At 55.9% G+C, this 17,198-nt stretch carries 17 protein-coding genes; 11 read left to right on the top strand and 6 right to left on the bottom strand.

The window, feature by feature from the left end:
* Nucleotides 1-81 precede the first annotated feature (81 nt).
* From ACQ3G7_RS23740 to ACQ3G7_RS23730, 3 genes are all read right to left on the bottom strand, one after another.
* The gene (locus ACQ3G7_RS23740) at nucleotides 82-513 is read right to left on the bottom strand and encodes an organic hydroperoxide resistance protein (protein ID WP_263098856.1); all 432 of its coding nucleotides are present in this window, start codon (nucleotides 511-513) and stop codon (nucleotides 82-84) included.
* 117 nt (nucleotides 514-630) lie between these two features.
* Nucleotides 631-1,833: an L-lactate MFS transporter gene (locus ACQ3G7_RS23735; RefSeq protein WP_263098855.1), complete on the bottom strand. Its 1,203-nt coding sequence runs from the start codon at nucleotides 1,831-1,833 to the stop codon at nucleotides 631-633.
* Between the two features lie 241 nt (nucleotides 1,834-2,074).
* Complete coding sequence (locus ACQ3G7_RS23730; RefSeq protein ID WP_430892643.1) at nucleotides 2,075-2,764, bottom strand: autotransporter domain-containing protein; 690 nt, start codon at nucleotides 2,762-2,764, stop codon at nucleotides 2,075-2,077.
* A gap of 148 nt (nucleotides 2,765-2,912) precedes the next feature.
* Here ACQ3G7_RS23730 and tag point away from each other — a divergent pair, with 148 nt between their 5' ends.
* The gene (gene tag / locus ACQ3G7_RS23725; protein WP_430892641.1) at nucleotides 2,913-3,491 is read left to right on the top strand and encodes a DNA-3-methyladenine glycosylase I; all 579 of its coding nucleotides are present in this window, start codon (nucleotides 2,913-2,915) and stop codon (nucleotides 3,489-3,491) included.
* Entirely contained in the window at nucleotides 3,472-3,918 is a 447-nt protein-coding gene (locus ACQ3G7_RS23720; RefSeq protein ID WP_263098851.1) for an N-acetyltransferase, read from the top strand. The genes tag and ACQ3G7_RS23720 overlap by 20 nt, the downstream gene beginning before the upstream one ends.
* Here ACQ3G7_RS23720 and ACQ3G7_RS23715 read toward each other — a convergent pair.
* Complete coding sequence (locus tag ACQ3G7_RS23715; protein WP_430892638.1) at nucleotides 3,881-6,211, bottom strand: molybdopterin guanine dinucleotide-containing S/N-oxide reductase; 2,331 nt, start codon at nucleotides 6,209-6,211, stop codon at nucleotides 3,881-3,883. The genes ACQ3G7_RS23720 and ACQ3G7_RS23715 overlap by 38 nt on opposite strands.
* 229 nt (nucleotides 6,212-6,440) lie before the next feature.
* On the opposite strand from ACQ3G7_RS23715, the gene ACQ3G7_RS23710 reads away from it, so the two are divergent.
* The 5 genes from ACQ3G7_RS23710 to ghrB all read left to right on the top strand — a co-directional run bounded on the left by ACQ3G7_RS23710 (nucleotide 6,441) and on the right by ghrB (nucleotide 11,611).
* Nucleotides 6,441-7,457: a LacI family DNA-binding transcriptional regulator gene (locus ACQ3G7_RS23710; RefSeq protein WP_430892636.1), complete on the top strand. Its 1,017-nt coding sequence runs from the start codon at nucleotides 6,441-6,443 to the stop codon at nucleotides 7,455-7,457.
* Between the two features lie 109 nt (nucleotides 7,458-7,566).
* Nucleotides 7,567-8,328, top strand: a complete 762-nt coding sequence (locus ACQ3G7_RS23705) for a sugar phosphate isomerase/epimerase family protein (protein ID WP_430892634.1) — start codon at nucleotides 7,567-7,569, stop codon at nucleotides 8,326-8,328.
* The gene (locus tag ACQ3G7_RS23700) at nucleotides 8,321-9,262 is read left to right on the top strand and encodes a sugar kinase (protein ID WP_430892632.1); all 942 of its coding nucleotides are present in this window, start codon (nucleotides 8,321-8,323) and stop codon (nucleotides 9,260-9,262) included. The genes ACQ3G7_RS23705 and ACQ3G7_RS23700 overlap by 8 nt, the downstream gene beginning before the upstream one ends.
* A gap of 85 nt (nucleotides 9,263-9,347) precedes the next feature.
* Entirely contained in the window at nucleotides 9,348-10,640 is a 1,293-nt protein-coding gene (locus ACQ3G7_RS23695) for an MFS transporter (RefSeq protein ID WP_430892630.1), read from the top strand.
* Nucleotides 10,637-11,611 (top strand): glyoxylate/hydroxypyruvate reductase GhrB, encoded by a 975-nt coding sequence (ghrB, locus tag ACQ3G7_RS23690; RefSeq protein WP_430892628.1) that lies wholly within the window; start codon nucleotides 10,637-10,639, stop codon nucleotides 11,609-11,611. The genes ACQ3G7_RS23695 and ghrB overlap by 4 nt, the downstream gene beginning before the upstream one ends.
* Nucleotides 11,612-11,674: 63 nt before the next feature.
* Here ghrB and ACQ3G7_RS23685 read toward each other — a convergent pair whose 3' ends face one another.
* Nucleotides 11,675-12,388 carry a DUF3053 domain-containing protein gene (locus ACQ3G7_RS23685; protein ID WP_263098844.1) on the bottom strand — a complete coding sequence of 238 codons (714 nt, stop codon included), beginning with the start codon at nucleotides 12,386-12,388 and terminating at the stop codon, nucleotides 11,675-11,677.
* A gap of 388 nt (nucleotides 12,389-12,776) precedes the next feature.
* On the opposite strand from ACQ3G7_RS23685, the gene ACQ3G7_RS23680 reads away from it, so the two are divergent.
* The gene (locus tag ACQ3G7_RS23680) at nucleotides 12,777-13,070 is read left to right on the top strand and encodes an HTH-type transcriptional regulator (protein WP_061492556.1); all 294 of its coding nucleotides are present in this window, start codon (nucleotides 12,777-12,779) and stop codon (nucleotides 13,068-13,070) included.
* A 46-nt stretch (nucleotides 13,071-13,116) separates the two neighbouring features.
* Here the strand turns inward: ACQ3G7_RS23680 and ACQ3G7_RS23675 are convergent, their stop codons facing one another.
* Nucleotides 13,117-14,736, bottom strand: a complete 1,620-nt coding sequence (locus ACQ3G7_RS23675; RefSeq protein WP_430892626.1) for an ABC-F family ATP-binding cassette domain-containing protein — start codon at nucleotides 14,734-14,736, stop codon at nucleotides 13,117-13,119.
* A 415-nt stretch (nucleotides 14,737-15,151) separates the two neighbouring features.
* On the opposite strand from ACQ3G7_RS23675, the gene ACQ3G7_RS23670 reads away from it, so the two are divergent.
* From ACQ3G7_RS23670 to ACQ3G7_RS23660, 3 genes are read left to right on the top strand one after another with little or no spacing between them, the layout of a single operon-like run.
* Nucleotides 15,152-15,520 (top strand): response regulator, encoded by a 369-nt coding sequence (locus tag ACQ3G7_RS23670; RefSeq protein WP_263098842.1) that lies wholly within the window; start codon nucleotides 15,152-15,154, stop codon nucleotides 15,518-15,520.
* Entirely contained in the window at nucleotides 15,520-16,161 is a 642-nt protein-coding gene (locus tag ACQ3G7_RS23665) for a chemotaxis protein CheC (protein WP_263098841.1), read from the top strand. The genes ACQ3G7_RS23670 and ACQ3G7_RS23665 overlap by 1 nt, the downstream gene beginning before the upstream one ends.
* 2 nt (nucleotides 16,162-16,163) lie before the next feature.
* Nucleotides 16,164-17,150 (top strand): diguanylate cyclase, encoded by a 987-nt coding sequence (locus ACQ3G7_RS23660; protein ID WP_430892623.1) that lies wholly within the window; start codon nucleotides 16,164-16,166, stop codon nucleotides 17,148-17,150.
* Nucleotides 17,151-17,198 lie beyond the last annotated feature (48 nt).

The raw sequence follows: 17,198 nt of genomic DNA, 5'->3' as shown, positions 1-17,198 counted from the left end.
GTGTCAGGCATGAGTGCTCGCCGACCACATATTTACAAAAATATCAGGCCGGCGTCAGAAAAATGTCACTGAAAGAGGTTATCAGGAGGTGATGACGTTAAGCTTAACGTCGATGTTGCCGCGGGTTGCGTTTGAGTAGGGGCAAACAATGTGCGCTTTTTGCACCAGCGCTTCGGCTTCCTGATGATCCATGCCCGGAAGATGAATGTCGAGTTGCGCTTCGATACCAAAGCCGGTCGGCAACGGGCCAATGCCCACTTGCCCCTCAATGTAGGCGTCCTGCGGTACTTTCTTTTTCTCTACCGAGGCAACGTGTTTGAGTGCGCCAAGAAAACAGGCGGAGTAGCCCGCCGCAAAGAGTTGCTCCGGATTGGTAACGTCCCCGCCTGCTCCGCCCATCTCTTTCGGCACGCCCAGTTTCACATCCAGCACACCATCAGAAGAGATTGCGCGGCCATCGCGGCCCCCGGTTGCTTTAGCTTTCGCACGATAAACCACTTTTTCTAAAGACATGTAAGACTCCTTCTGTTGGAAGAACCTGACAAGTAAGGATAGTCGCTCTGGCGGGAATTTGCGGTAAGGACAAAAAAACCGCCGTTGCAGCGGCGGTTTTCAGACAGCGCAGGTTATTCAGGCATGGGCCTCTTTGTAGAGGCGGCGTTGCGGTTGGCGAATGGTGGTCGACAGCGCCAGCGACACAATCAGCAGGGCAAAGATAACGCAGAAAGTGACATAAAAGCCGCCAAACAGCGAGGCGATAATCGAACCGCAAATACTGCCAATACCAAAGCCCAGATAAATCACCCCGTAGTTTTTCGCCAGATTGTTCAGGCCGAAGAACTCACTCACCAGCGACGGGAATACGGTAATGGTGCCGCCGAAGTTAAATGCAACACAGGCGATAGCGGCGAAGAACGTGGTGGCATTCAGCGGCGCGAACAGCAGTGCCGCCATTCCCACCAGCGAAATCACCTGGCCGAGAGTAATCACGCGGATACGGGCCATTTTGTCGGACAGGATCCCCAACACCAGGCGGCCGCTCAGGTTGGCAATCGCAATCACCGTCACCGCATTGGCGGCTGTCGCCACATCCAGGCGCACCATGCCCTGCGCAATATCTTTTGCCACGCCAATAACATACAGGCCGCTCATGCAGGCGGTCAGGAACATCACCGCCAGCATCCAGTACTGCGGTTTACGCATTGACTGCGCCAGTGTGAAGTCATGTTCCACAACACCGTTGACGGAGGCGGTTTTCTGCAACGGCGCATCGGTCATCATGGTGGCGCCGAACACAATCATCACCAGCACCATGGCGCCCCAGATCATAAAGGTATTTTCCAGACCCACAGTGGCAAGCAGGTGGCTGTCGATAAATTTGAATCCCAGGCTACCAAGGCCATAAGAGCCAATGGAAAAGGCAGAAATCAGCCCTTTGCGTTCCGGGAACCATTTAACACAGTTGGAGAGCGTTAACAGATAACCCGCGCCATCGGCCAACCCTACCAGCACGCCCGCACTCAGCCAGAGCATCAGCAAGCTGTGAGAGTGCGCCGTCAGAAAGAACCCCACACCAAGCAGGATCCCGGACGCCATCGTGACGCGTTTTACACCAAAACGTTCCTGTAATTTTCCAGCCACAGACGACGAGAGCGCCAGACCCAGGCTCAGCAAACCAAAGGAGAACGCCACCTGGCTTACCGGCTGATCCAGCTTTTCCGCCAGCGAGCTATTGAACAGACTCCAGGTATAAACGGACCCTAACGCAAATTGCGTAATAATGGTGCCGACCAGCGTCAGCCAGCGCGTGCGATTAACAGTTGAAGTATTCATGGCAGTCGTCCTGCAGAAAGAAGAAAGGAATTCACTGCCGACAACCATAACGAAGCGCATTTCATGCCTGGGTGAAAAAGGCATGAAATGCAGTAAGGAGGGAATGAAATGCATCTGTACGGGAATGAACGGCACGCTGAAAATTCACCGTCGACATTCGCTTATGTGAGTTAGTGCATACTATCGACAGAACGCGCGCCGTTATTGTTTCTTAAGTGTAAAATATTTGTTTTAAATACACTTAAAAACGCGCGTTTACGCCCATGCTATAAAGATAATTCTGCCCGAGCGTCTCATTTTCGGACTGCGACATCGACGCATAGGCAGCCAGGTGCCTGCTCAGCAGCATATCTGCGCCGAGGGAGACATCCAGCCAGTTGCCATATTGATTGGCGGGAGTGAGACGGGAAACGCCGGACTGACTCTTCCAGACGTTTTCGCCAACTTGCTGGTTATAGCTGATTTGCGCCCAGGGGCGCAGGTCGCCGAAGCGGCTATCCAGCCGCCATCCCAGCGAGCTGACGCTGGCATGCCACAGCGGATCGCTGAACTGCATGGTGGTCGCGCTATCGCCGAATTCGTTATACATTGAGGTCGTTGAGCCATCGTAATGCCATACCGCCACCGGCCCCGTTGTGACATCACGCGCCAGCGGAAAATTTAACCCCACGCTCATGGTATTGGTGGCGTCCAGCGGTGTGTCATCCGGCAGGTTAAAGGCAATGCCCGGCGAATTCTGCGCGGAGCGGATACGCTCCTCCAGAATGTCGTTGTAGCGCGGCTGACGTTCGCTATCCCAGATATAGTGTTCAGGCGCTGTACTCTGATGCCCGGTAACAGAATATTCTTGCTGCCAGGCGATTGCCGCCGGGCAAAAAAAGAGGCAGACCGGCACTAGCGCAAACAAGAGGCCACTGTTGGTTATTCTCATCAATATGCGACTCCAGAAAAGAGCCGAATCCGGCGTAATAGTTATCGTTTTTGGCGGGTCTATAACCCTTACTTAACTATTGCCTTTTTAACACACTCGTCAAGACAGGCTGACGATTATTTGAATATATCGCGAACGGAGTAACACTATGCAACGTTGTGGTTGGGTCACTCAGGATCCGCTCTATCTTGCTTACCACGATCGGGAGTGGGGAGTTGCGGAAAAGGACGGCAAAAAATTATTTGAAATGATCTGTCTGGAAGGGCAACAGGCCGGGTTGTCGTGGATCACCGTATTGAAAAAACGCGAAAATTACCGCAACGCTTTCCATCAGTTCGACCCTGAGCGCGTGGCCGCAATGACGGCTGAAGATGTGGAAACGCTGCTGCAAAATGCCGGAATTATTCGCCATCGCGGCAAGATTGAAGCGATCATTGGCAACGCCCGCGCCTACCTGTCGATGGCGCAAAACGGCGAATCATTTTCAGACTTTGTCTGGGGGTTTGTCGATCACACACCGCAAATCACAAACGCCGCCGCATTGAGTGAGATCCCCACGTCAACACCCGCGTCAGATGCATTATCAAAGGCGCTAAAAAAACGCGGCTTCAAATTCGTCGGCACCACCATCTGTTACTCGTTTATGCAAGCCTGCGGCCTGGTTAACGATCATATTACCGGCTGTATCTGCCACCCCGGGGGACAGCATGATCCGCGCGTGGCGTAATAAAGACCTGTCGCCGCTGCTGAACTTATGGCTGGAAAGCACCATCTATGCGCATCCGTTTATTGAGGTGCGCTACTGGCACGAGAGCGAAGCGCTGGTGCGCGACGCTTACCTTCCGTCGGCGAAAACCTGGGTATGGGAAAAAAACGGGACACTGGAAGGGTTTATCAGCGTTATGGATGCGCAGTTTATTGGCGCGCTGTTCGTACGCCCAACCGCAATAGGCCAGGGGATTGGTAAAGCGCTGATGGATCATGCCAAACAGCGCTTTCCCTGGCTAAGCCTTGAGGTGTATCAGAAAAACGAACGGGCGGTGAACTTCTACCATGCGCAGGGTTTTCGTATTGAAGACAGCGCATGGCAGGAGGAAACTCGCCACCCGACGTGGATCATGAACTGGCAGGCGGATCAAACGCCGTCAGCGTAAGCTGCGGGCCCTGGTATTTCTCCACCCACGCTAACGCAGTATTACCTGCGCAACCGTTGCCCAGACGCGAGCTGGGCAAATCTTTGGTCAGCACATTCACCGCACCGTTTTTACAGATCCCCCCCGCCGCCGGGTCGAGATCCGGCCATGCGCCTTCATGGATGCAGAGAATGCCAGGCTTAATGCCCTCTGTCACCACGGCCCCTGCCAGCACCTGGCCGCGCCCGTTCCACACGCGCACGACATCGCCTGTCGCAATGCCCCGAGCCTGCGCATCCTGCGGATGCAAGGTCACCGGTTCGCGGCCTGCAACGGCGTACTCCTCACGCAAACGGGTAAAGTTGAGCTGACTGTGCAGGCGATGCGCCGGATGCGCAGATAACACCTGCAACTGCTGCGGTTTGGCGTTACCGTGCCATTCGTCCGGCTCCAGCCACATCGGATGCGGTGGGCAATCCGCATAACCAAAGCTTTGGATGCGTTGCGAGAAGATTTCGATTTTACCGCTCGGCGTTTTCAGCGGATTGGCCTGCGGGTCGCGGCGGAAATCGCCAAAGCGAACGAAGCGCGCGTTCTGCTCACTCTCCGGCATCTCGATCAACTGATTGGCCTGCCAGAACGCATCAAACGGCGGCAGCGTCACGTGCTGGCTGGCTCCGCGCTGTGCAGCAATGTTGTAAAACGTCTCCAGCCATTGCAGGTCGCTTTTCCCTTCCGTAAAACGCTCGCGGCCACCGGCTTCCCAACGCTCGCTCAACTCAGCAAACACCGCCCAATCATCCCGCGCTTCATACTGCGGCGCGACAACCTGTTTCATCGGTACCAGATGCTGGTTGCTGTAATCGCCGGTCATGGTCAGATCGTTGCGTTCAAAAGAGGTGGTGGCGGGCAGTACGATGTCGGCGTGCTTCGCCGCCGCCGTCCAGAAGCATTCGGAAATAACCACCAACTCTGGCTTCTGCCAGGCGCGGATGAGCCGGTTGGTATCCTGATGATGGGTAAAGTTCGCGCCGCCCGCCCACCAGACAAAGCGGATATCCGGAAAGTGGCGATCCATCCCATTGTGCTGGTACGGCGCACCGGGGTTTTCCAGCGCCTCAATAATGCGGGCGACGGGGATTTTATCCACCGCATCAACACCGTCTTTCACCGTACCCTGCATGGATGCCAGCACTGCCGCGCGCCGCGTCGGGTTGCCGCCATTGGCGAAATGGTAAGAGAGGCCAAAACCGCCGCCAGGGGTGCCAATCTGCCCGAGCATGGCGGCCAGGGTGACCAGCATCCAGTGTTTCTGCTCGCCGAACTGCTGGCGTTGCATCCCCCAGCCCGACATCAACATGGTGGTGTTTTCGTGGAAAATGGCTGCCAGTTCGCGGATTTTCACCGCCTCGATGCCACAAATATCCGCCGCCCATTCAGCGGTTTTTGCCACGCCATCGCGCTCACCGGTCAGGTAAGTGGCGAACGTGTCGTAACCTACGGTGCAACGGGAGAGAAAGTCGTCATCCTGCCAGCCATTCTCCGCCAGCGTATGGGCGATACCGAGCATTAAAGCCACGTCCGTACCCATGTGCGGGGCAATCCACTCGCAGCTGTCGCCGAAGAAATCGACGGTTTCTGAGCGCATCGGATCGATACAGATGACCCGCTTGCCGCTTTTGCGCAGCGCGTCAAAGTAAGGGATGCCCTGCTCATCGGTGGCGTTCCAGGCAATCTTCAGCGTATTGAGCGGGTTAGCGCTCCACAGCACCACCACATCGCTGTGTTCGAGGATCAACGGCCAGCTGGTCTGCTGCTGGTACACTTCGTTGCTGCCGACCACGTGCGGCATAATCGCCTGCGCGGCCCCGGTGGAATAATCCCCCAGATGCCCGGTGTAGCCGCCCGCCAGACTCATATACCGCTGCAACAGCGTCGCCGCTTTGTGCAGCACGCCGTTCGAGCGCCAGCCGTAGGAACCGGCAAAAATGGACGCCGGTCCGTAAGTGTCGCGAATGCGTTTATGCTGGCGGTGAATCAGTTCCAGCGCATCGTCCCAGCTCACCCGCACAAACTCATCCTGCCCGCGAACACCCTGCGGGTTTGCGGGCGAGGCCAGAAAACCTTTACGCACCATCGGATAGCGCACGCGCGTTTCGCTATGCACCTGATCCTGGACCACGGTTTGCAGTGAGTTGGGGTGACGGGTTGGCAGTGCGCCACGGGATGCGAGAACCTTTTCGCCGTCGGTGTCGACCAGCATCGGCCCCCAGTGGGCCGCTGTGAGAACAGTTTTGATAGCAGGGTTTGCCAAAGCGCGCTCCTGAATAGCTTGCAGGTGACGGCGGTTGTTCGCCGCTTTGAATGTATCGTTCTTTGCGTTCTATCATCCACGGCGGCGGCGAGATAGCAAAGAATTAAACGTCATGACGCCCTCACTGCAGGTGATAAGCAGCGTGCAGAGATTATCTTAGTGCTTGATTGCCCGCCATTTCGCGCTAAGGTGTGGGCACATATTCACGTTCATGGCGAGGGAAGCAATCATGGCGAAAACGACGCGCGCCACCATCAGCGATGTCGCGAAAGCAGCGAAAACGGGCAAAACCAGCATTTCCCGCTATCTGAACGGTGAAAAACACCTGCTTTCCGCCGATCTGCTGGCGCGAATTGAACAGGCAATCGCCGAGCTGGATTACCGCCCAAGCCTGATGGCGCGCGGACTGAAGCGCGGGCGCACGCGCCTTATCGGTCTGATCATCGCCGATATCACCAATCCCTATTCCGTGCACGTGTTAAGCGGCATCGAAGCAGCGTGCCGCGAAAAGGGGTTCACCCCGCTGGTGTGTAACACCAACAACGAGGTGGATCAGGAACTGCACTATCTCGATCTTCTGCGCAGTTACCAGGTAGAAGGCATTGTGGTCAACGCCGTGGGGATGCGTGAAGAGGGGCTGAATCGCCTGCAACAATCGTCGCTACCGATGGTGTTAATCGATCGCAAAATCCCTGACTTTGCCTGCGATGTGGTCGGGCTGGATAACACGCAAGCCGCCACCACCGCGACCGAGCATCTGATTGAACAGGGTTTTGAAGCGTTGCTGTTTCTGAGCGAACCGCTGGGCACCGTGAACACACGCCGCGAGCGGCTGAGCGCCTTTCGCACCACCCTCGCCCGCTACCCAGGCATGGTGGCGGAAAACGCCGAAACGCCGCTGCATGAAGCCGCGCAAATGGACAATACCCTGCGCCAGTTTCATGCCAGCCACCGGGGAATGCGTAAAGCGATCATCTCCGCCAATGGCGCGCTTACCCTACAGGTTGCCCGCTCGTTGAAGCGCATCGGTCTGAACTGGGGCAGCGATATCGGTCTGCTCGGCTTTGACGAACTGGAGTGGGCCGAGCTGGCGGGCGTGGGTATCACCACCCTCAAACAGCCGACCTGGCAAATCGGTTATGCTGCTGTAGAGCAGGTGGTACGGCGTATTGAGGGCCACAGCGATACGGTGCGCGAACAGGTTTTCTCCGGCGAACTGATCGTTCGCGGCTCCACCTCCCGCTAACAACCTTCGTGATGACGATCATAATTTCGCCATTGTGACCTTTTCTTTGGAACCGGTTCCATCTAGCGTTAAAGGCAGATAACGCCATGTCGATGCCTGGAGCCGGACTATGCCAAGAAAAATTATCGTCGTCACCACCGCCTACGGCCATGACTACCTTCACGCGCAGGGTGGGCAGATTGCCGTCCTGCCAATTATCGCCAATGCCGGTGCCGACGGCGTGGAAATCCGCCGTGAACTGCTGAGCGACGAGGAGCTGGCGCATCTGCCTTCGCTGGCGTTCGCCGTCGAAGTCAACCATCTGCAGGCCTGTTATTCCGTCCCCGAACCGCTGTGCCTGGCGGATGGGTCGCTCAATCCCTGTTTACCCGCGCTGCTGGAAGAAACACGTTTGCTGAACGCGTTGTGGCTGAAAGTCTCGCTCGGTTATTTTCAGGACAGCGCCGTGCTGGCAACGTTGGGCGACTGGCTGGCGAGCAGCGGGGTTGCATTGGTGGTGGAAAACGATCAAACAGCATGCGGTACGCTGGCAGCAATGCAACGCTTTCAGTCTGCCTGCCAGGCGCAGGCTTTACCGGTCACGCTGACCTTTGATACCGGCAACTGGTTGTGGGCAGGAGATGCGCCGGAGCAGGCCGCCCGCCAGCTTGCTCCCGCCGTCAGCTATATCCATGTCAAAGCCGCCGTGGCCGATGGCGAACGTTTCCGTGCCGTGCCGCCGGACCAGGCCGACCCACGCTGGTTAGCCCTGCTTAATGCCTTACCCGCTGATGCGCCGCGCGGTATTGAATTCCCGCTTACCGGGGATTCCCCCCTCGATGTCACCCGTTATTACGTCAATTTATTACGTGAGGAGCCACGCCATGCATAGCCCGTTGGATGTGATCACCATCGGTGAAGCGATGGCGATGTTTGTCGCCACCGAAACCGGCAATCTTGCTGATGCGACGCAGTTTATTAAACGCGCGGCCGGTGCGGAGCTGAATGTCGCGACCGGGCTGGCGCGGCTCGGGTTAAAGGTGAGCTGGGTCAGTCGCGTTGGCGATGACAGCTTTGGCCATTTTATTCTCAACACGCTGCGTAAAGAGGGGATCGATAGCACCGGTGTGACCCTTGATGGGCGCTACGCAACGGGTTTTCAGTTGAAATCTAAAGCTGAAAATGGAACCGATCCCATTGTGGAGTATTTCCGTAAAGGCTCCGCCGCCAGTCATCTGTCGCCAGAGGATTTTCATGCCGCGGCCTTTAGCCAGGCTCGTCATCTGCATCTGAGCGGGGTCGCGGCGGCGTTGTCGGCCACCTCGTATGCATTGCTGGACCATGCCGCGCAGAGCATGAAAGCGCAGGGTAAGAGCATCTCGTTTGATCCCAATCTGCGCCCGGTGCTGTGGCGCAGCGAGGCGGAAATGGTAACGAAGCTGAACCATCTCGCTTTTCAGGCCGACTGGGTGCTGCCAGGGCTGAAAGAGGGCATCGTTCTCACCGGGCAGCGCACCCCTGAAGGTATCGCTGACTTCTACCTGCAACACGGCGTAAAGGCGGTGGTGATCAAGACCGGGGCGGATGGCGCGTGGTTTAAAACCGCCAGCGGCGAACAGGGAGCGATCGCGCCGGTAAAAGTGGAAAACGTGGTGGACACCGTCGGTGCCGGAGATGGCTTCGCTGTGGGCGTGATCAGCGCTCTGCTGGAAGGGAAATCCCTGCCTGATGCCGTACGCCGGGGTAATGCCATCGGCGCGCTGGCAATACAGGTACCGGGAGACAGCGAGGGATTGCCAACGCGTGAACAGCTCAGGGCGTTATAACGTTAGCGCCCGTTTTATCGCAACTTACTACCGCTCTGTACCCTACATACAGACGGCAAGCAACCTCAACCCCAGAGGCAATATTATGAATAATGCGACTAATGCTTCCAAACGCTGGCTGTACATCATGCCGATTGTGTTTATCACCTACAGTCTGGCCTATCTCGATCGGGCGAATTTCAGCTTCGCCTCCGCCGCCGGAATTAATGACGATTTGGGTATCACCAAAGGCGTCTCTTCACTGCTTGGCGCCCTCTTTTTCCTCGGCTATTTCTTTTTCCAGATCCCCGGCGCGGTCTATGCAGAGCGCCGCAGCGTACGCAAACTGATTTTTATCTGCCTGATTTTATGGGGCGGCTGCGCCTCGCTTACCGGGATGGTAAGCAACATTCCGATGCTGGCCGCCATCCGCTTTATTCTCGGCGTGGTGGAAGCGGCGGTAATGCCAGCGATGCTGATTTATATCAGCAACTGGTTTACCAAATCGGAGCGCTCGCGCGCCAATACGTTCCTGATCCTCGGTAACCCGGTGACGGTGCTGTGGATGTCGGTGGTTTCCGGCTATCTGATCCAGTCTTTTGGCTGGCGCGAAATGTTTATTATTGAAGGCATTCCGGCGGTGATCTGGGCTTTTTGCTGGTGGGTGCTGGTGAAAGATAAACCTGCGCAGGCCACCTGGCTTTCCGGGGATGAAAAAGCCGCGCTTCAGGCGCAGCTTGATAAAGAACAGCAAGGCATCAAAGCCGTTCGCAACTACGGTGAAGCGTTCCGTTCCCGCAATGTGGTGCTGCTGTGCCTGCAATATTTTGCCTGGAGTATCGGTGTATACGGTTTTGTGCTGTGGCTGCCATCGATTATTCGCAGCGGCGGTGAAAACCTGGGCATGGTCGAAGTAGGCTGGCTCTCCGCGGTGCCTTATCTGGCGGCGACGCTGGCGATGCTCCTCGCCTCATGGGCATCGGACAAGCTGCAAAACCGTAAGCTGTTCGTCTGGCCATTACTGCTGATTGCCGCCTTTGCCTTTATTGGCTCCTGGGCGGTAGGGGCGAACCATTTCTGGATCTCCTACACCCTGTTGGTTATCGCTGGGGCGGCGATGTATGCCCCTTACGGGCCCTTCTTCGCCATTATTCCGGAGATGCTGCCGCGCAATGTCGCCGGCGGAGCGATGGCGCTCATCAACAGCATGGGTGCGCTGGGCTCCTTCTGCGGCTCGTGGTTCGTGGGTTATCTGAACGGCGCCACTGGCAGCCCGGCCGCTTCGTACATTTTCATGGGGGTAGCGCTTTTCGCCTCTGTGTGGCTTACTTTAATTGTTAAGCCTGCTAACAATACCGTGATTCAGGCAGGCGCATCACCACAAGGGAGAACCGCATGAAGCCGTCCGTCATCCTGTATAAAGCCTTGCCCGATGTTCTGCAACAACGCCTGGAAACGCACTTTGCCGTCACTCGCGTACCGAATCTGAAGCCAGAAACCGTCGCGCAGTTCGCCGACGCGTTCGCCAGTGCGCAAGGCCTGCTGGGTTCCAGTGAAAAAGTGAACCAGGCGCTGCTGGAGAAGATGCCGCAACTGCGGGCAACATCGACCATTTCCGTGGGCTATGACAACGTTGATGTGGATGCGCTGAACGCACGTAACATTGTGCTCATGCACACGCCCACCGTGCTGACGGAAACCGTTGCCGACACCATTATGGCGCTGGTGCTGAGCAGCGCCCGGCGCGTGGTGGAAGTGGCTGAACGCGTAAAAATGGGCGAGTGGACCTCCGGCATCGGTCCTGACTGGTTTGGCGTGGATGTGCACCACAAAACCCTGGGGATTATCGGGATGGGCCGTATTGGCCTGGCACTGGCGCAGCGCGCGCATTTCGGCTTCGGTATGCCGATTCTCTATAATGCCCGCCGCCATCATACGGAAGCGGAAGAACGCTTTCAGGCGCGCTATTGCGACCTGGAAACGGTACTGAAAGAGTCCGACTTTGTCTGCGTGGTACTGCCGCTCACAGAAGAGACGCATCACCTGATTGGCGAGAAGCAGTTCGCGATGATGAAAAAATCCGCCATTTTCATTAACGCAGGCCGTGGGCCGGTCGTTGATGAAGCTGCGCTGGTGGACGCGCTGCACAACGACGAGATCCTGGCCGCTGGTCTGGACGTTTTCGAAAAAGAGCCGTTGCCGAAAGACTCACCGTTACTGTCGCTGCCGAATGTGGTGGCGCTGCCGCACATTGGCTCGGCAACTCACGAGACACGCTACAATATGGCGGCCTGCGCGGTGGATAACCTGATTGACGCGCTGAATGGCAAGGTGGAAAAAAACTGTGTAAACCCGCAGGCGGCGCGTTAACGCCCTGCCGGATGCACAATAAAAAAGAGGCGCTATTGCGCCTCTTTTTTTTGCCTGCCCGGCTTACTGCTGGGTAGCGTTTACGGTCGCGGTCCAGGCCTGAGTAAAGGCCTGATGCTGCGCCGCCAGAGGACCAATCAGCGCATTATACTGGCTGGCCTGCTGGGAGGTCGGGAACTGAATACCGTTGGCGACAAAGCTCACCTGGTTATTCTGCTGGGCAATGAAATCCCCCACCTGCACCAGTTGCTGCGTGAAGATCTGCGCCGCCGGGATCAGCGGTTGCAGCGCGTTAGCCGGGTTGGTCACCACTTTGGTAAACACCTGATCGTAAACCGGCTTCAGATCGTCGGCCTGTTTCAACGCCGCATGTGACGCATCCGCCTGCATTTTTGCGTTTTGCAGTTGCTGGCTCAGCACGCCAAGAGAACCATTGGCCTGACGGAGCGGCTCGCGCTGCGTCATATAATCCTGCGGTACGCGAATGGCGTTAACGCTGTCCACCACCGGGCGCAGACCCGAGTCCATCGCCTGATTGACCTGCTGGGAATAGCCGTAAATGACCGCATAATCGGACACAAACGGGCCAAACTGTTTTTTCTGATCCGCAGTCAGGGCTGGCAGACGTTCGCTGCTCCGCATCGCGGTATTTTGCAGGAAATCGATAAACGCCTTGCGCTGATCGCCTTCTTTGTCGAAACACCCACTCAGGCTAACTACCATTAATAACGCCGCAAGAGGCGCAAACCAGCGAGAGCAGGACTTTCCTGTCGCCATTTCATTACTCCTTTCACCCAAAAAAGCGCACATCGGCACCCGTGTGCCAGTGGCTTACAAGGATAGTCCAGGTCAGCGTCGCAAGATACCCTTTCCTTTCATTCCCGGGAGGAAAAACCCCACCGGATGACGTTTTCATACGCTTTGCAACGCAATCGCCTTCATGCAACTTTTCGCTGACGATTTACAAAAAAAAACTATCTGCATTCAGCATCTGAGGAATCAAGCAATTAAGCGGAAAAAAAGTGCCTGAAGATGCATTTCAGTCGCATCAAAACGCATTTACCGCACGATTAATCACTGCGGCCGCCACACACCAGGATTTTTCCCGACTATCCTTAACGAGATGTATCACGATCCCGCAGTGTGATTTTAAGAGGAGTTCTCAATGGAATATAAAGATCCTATGGTTGAACTGCTGAGTAGTCTGGAACAGATTGTTTTTAAAAAAGAGATAACGCAGGCGGTTATCCTGAGCCAAAAGCCGAATTCCTTTAACGAGTTTGAACAATTACGCCGGGGAACCGGGTTGAAAATTGATGATTTCGCACGTGCAATGGGAGTCAGTGTGGCGATGGTCCAGGAGTGGGAATCCAGACGCGTAAAACCCACCGCTACCGAAATGAAATTGATGCGTCTTATCCATGCAAATCCAACACTAAGCAAACAATTAATTGAATGATTTCAGGATGACACAACCCCCGCCTGGTCGGGGGTTTACGTCCACCTCAACTCCCTTCGCAATACCACCCGGTTTCCCGCCACGTTAACGAATGCGTTAGCGTTAATCCCTGAAGAAACGCCTCATCATGTGATACCACCAGCATCGCGCCGGGAAAGGTCGACAGTGCGGCTTCAATCGCCTGCGTTGAGGTCAAATCGAGATGGTTTGTCGGTTCATCCAACAGTAATAGCTGCGTCGTCTCACGACGCCATAACACGCAGGCCAGCGCCGCTTTCAAACGCTCCCCGCCACTGAGCGCTGCCAGCGGCAGCGTCACTTTATCCGCGCCAAGCTGAAGCTGCGCCAGACGGGTACGCAATGCCCCCTCATCCAGCGGTGTGTCATCGAGGCTCAGGTGTGCCATTACCGATTGCGTGAGATCCAACTGCGACAAATGCTGGTCAAGGTAAGCGGGAACAACCGAAAGCTGGCATTTGCCAGACAACGGAGCCAGTTCGCCCAGGATCAGCTTTAACAGGGTTGATTTGCCGCAGCCATTGGGTCCGCGTACGGCAACACGCATCGGCCCATCCATACGCCAGTTCAGCGGCGGAAGTTCAGCATACGGCAATACCAGATCCTCCATCACCAACACCTGTTTCCCCTCCACGAGATGGCTGCCCGGTAGCGTGAACAGCACCGGCGTTTCTTCCATCACCCGCTCTCGCGCCTGGTTAACCGCGGTGTTGAGCGCATCGTTTTGTTCACGGTGCTGTTTACGCCAACTGCCGGGGCGCTCTTTCGCCGCGTTCTTGTATTTTACCCGCTCAAACGACGCGATATTCAGCGTGTCTACCGTACGTAAGGTCTGTGCCGAACGACGCTGGCTGGCATCATGCTCGCGTTGCTGTCGGCTGCGGGTACGCCGACGCTCAGCGACAGCATGTTCCAACAAGGCCCGGGCCGCTTGCTGCTCGCTCTCCCGCTGGCGTTGGTAATCCGCATAATTTCCGCCATAGCTGCGCAATCCTGCCGGCGACAGCTCCAGAATGCGGGGCATCAATGCCAGCAACTCCCGATCATGGGTGGCGACCAACGCGCCGCCACGTCGCCGGGATAAACACGCGTAAAACCACTCACGCCCGGCTCTGTCGAGATGATTGGTCGGCTCATCAAGCAGCAGATAATCGGCATCAGCCATCAACGCACCGCAGAGCAATGCACGCATACGCTCGCCACCGCTTAGCGTGATGGCATAGCGATCGGGTTCAAACACAGGCAGGCTGGCTTCGGCAAATGCCGCTGTCAGGCGTTCCTGTAGATCCCAAAAGCCGTCCAGACTTTCGAGGTCATCAGGTCGATACTCACCGCTTTCCACCCGCAGACGGGCGGCAAAAACCTCACCATAACCGAGCAGGTCCGCGAGCGTGGTAGTACAAGAAATATCCTGTTGTTGGGCAACAAATGCCAGTGAACCAACACGCTCGATATGCCCGGAAGTCGGTGTTTCCAGACCCGCCAGCATGCGTAATAGCTGCGTTTTACCGGCACCGTTACGGCCTACCAGACCGCACAATGAAGGTTCAAGCGACATATTGAAGGGGCCAAAAAGCGTCTCGCCTGTCGCAAACTGGCAGGTGAGCTGGTGCAGAATAAAAGCAGAGGGCTGCGCACAATGAGCCATAAACACTCCTGAATGAAATCAAAAACTCCCCCGCACATGCCATCGCATGTCGCAAGGATACGGATTCATCAGTTGTGTTTGTTCATTTTCCGGGTGCGCTCCAGTGAGACGAGAAGTTCGTCGGGGCTAAGCATAGCCACACGCCGCCCCCCCCTTCAAGATTAAATTTTCACCACTCGTCTTAAAGGGGCTAATTATTTGCATCTTTTTGCCGATGAGTAATGTGACTTAACTGAAAGTAGCAGGCCGTGCGTGTCATCCTGGCGCTCCGCTTCAGAAAGGGAACGACCAGGCAAAGGGTTGTGCTGCAAGCATTAACCTGTTGGATCGTACAAAGTCATTCATCAGGGAAGAGAGTTACCCCAGGTCGGCGCATTGCGCTGCGGTTGCGGCAATGGCCATTGAAAGAGAATGAATGATGTCCAGATATGTTCTGATTGTTGATGACAGCCGCCTGTCACGAATGATTTCACGACAATATATAACGAACCTGCATAGCGACTGGAAAATCGATGAAGCTGGCACCGGAGAAGAAGCTATCGAACTGGCGTCGGCGAATCACCCCTGGCTAATCCTGCTGGATGTGAATATGCCCGGTATCGGCGGCATTGAAACCGCATCACGCATTCGCAAAACCCACCCTGAAACGCACATTGTTCTGTTAACGGCGAATGTTCAGCACTCGATACAAGCCGCTGCGGAAGAACTTGGCCTCGGTTTTCTGTCAAAACCGCTGAAAGAGCCCCAGCTCCATGAGTTATTGAATAGCCTGGAGACACAGTGATGAGCGAATTGCCGGATATCAGCGAAATCGAATCTGACAGCCTGATGGAGATCTTCAACATTGGCGTCGGTCATGCCGCCGCCGCGATGAGCAATATCGTCAATGAAGAAGTGCGCATGTCTGTCCCTACAATCCGCTTCGCCCCTCGCTCTGAAGCCGCAGATGAGTTGGGTGCAGGAATATCGTTGTTCGGCATCAGCCAGCATTACGAGGGCGCGTACGCCACCGAAGCGATACTGATGTTTCCGGAAGCGGCCAGTTTTGAAATTGTACGCATGATGGTGGGCGACATGATCCCCGCCCATGAGCTGGGGGAGATGGAACGTGAAGCCATGAGCGAGATAGGCAATATCGTGCTCAATGCCTGTGTGGGAACGCTGGCCAACATGTTCCAGAAAGAGCTGCAAGGATCGCTGCCCGTCGTGCGGGTTGGCAGCAGCAAGCAGATCCTCAACCCGAACAAGGACGACAGCGATCCGCTGGTCATGATGTTGCGCATCGATTTTTCACTCGAGCGCCAGCAAATCCAGGGGTATCTGGCGTTTATTCTTGATATGTCTGCGCTGCGTGACTTACGCGAGCAAATCCGGCTTTATATCAGCCGCTTAGAATCCGGCAGTGTTCCAAACGGAATGCAATGATCATGAAAGATAAGTTGTTGTTGGATGCATTTTCAGCCCTCAGCCTCGGTGTGATCATTGTTGATGCGCACTACCGTATAACCCTGTGGAACGCGTGGTTAGAAGCGCACACGGGTTATGCGGCCAGTGACACCACCGGCGAGGATTTTTTTAGTGTATTCCCGGACTTAGAGTATCACCGCGTCGGTGATGCTATCCGTCAGGCAATCAGTCACAATTTATCTTCACTGCTTTCCCAGTCTTTGCACCGTTCACCTTTCCCGCTCTACGCCGAGCCCGCCCGACCCGGCGCGCGCCTGAGTCAGGCCGTCACTATTGTTCCGCTGGGTGATGAAGAGCGCTACTGCCTGATTCAGATTGTTGATGTCAGTGCCGCCGTTCGCCGTGAATCCCTGTTGCGCGATCAGGCGCACGAACTGCTGGCGCAATCCCTGTCTGATGGTCTGACCGGTGTGGGTAACCGGCGCTATTTCGATCTCTGCATTGAGAGAGAGTGGCGGGCCAGCAAACGCAATAACAAGTCGTTATCGCTGCTGTTGATTGATGTCGACTTCTTCAAACTCTACAACGACTGTTATGGTCACCAGCGCGGCGACGAGTGCCTGCAAAAAGTGGCGAATGCCATGCGCTGCGCACTGCAAAACCCGGGCGACATCTTATTCCGCTACGGCGGCGAGGAGTTCTGCGCGCTGTTGCCGGAAACACGCTCAGCCGATGCGGTGGAGATCGCCGAGAAACTGCGCACCAGCGTACAGCAACTGGACTTACCCCACGCTAATGCGCCTGACGGCATAGTGAGCGTCAGCATCGGCGTCGCCAGCCATTGCCAGAAAAACCATGCGGAATATGGCCAGTTGATCCAGAGTGCGGATAACGCGTTGTACGAAGCGAAACGCGCCGGACGTAATACCGTGCGCGTCAAAACCACCTTCAGGAAGTTCTCTCCGTACACCCGCGTAACGGGTGGGGAAATCCCGCCTCACGCCTGAATCAGCAGCATAAAAAAACCCGCCAGAAGCGGGTTTTTTATGACGGTG

Origin of the sequence: Kosakonia sp. N21, from assembly GCF_050587465.1 — a bacterium.
Lineage (GTDB): Bacteria > Pseudomonadota > Gammaproteobacteria > Enterobacterales > Enterobacteriaceae.
This window is presented reverse-complemented; position numbering and strand designations above follow the sequence as displayed.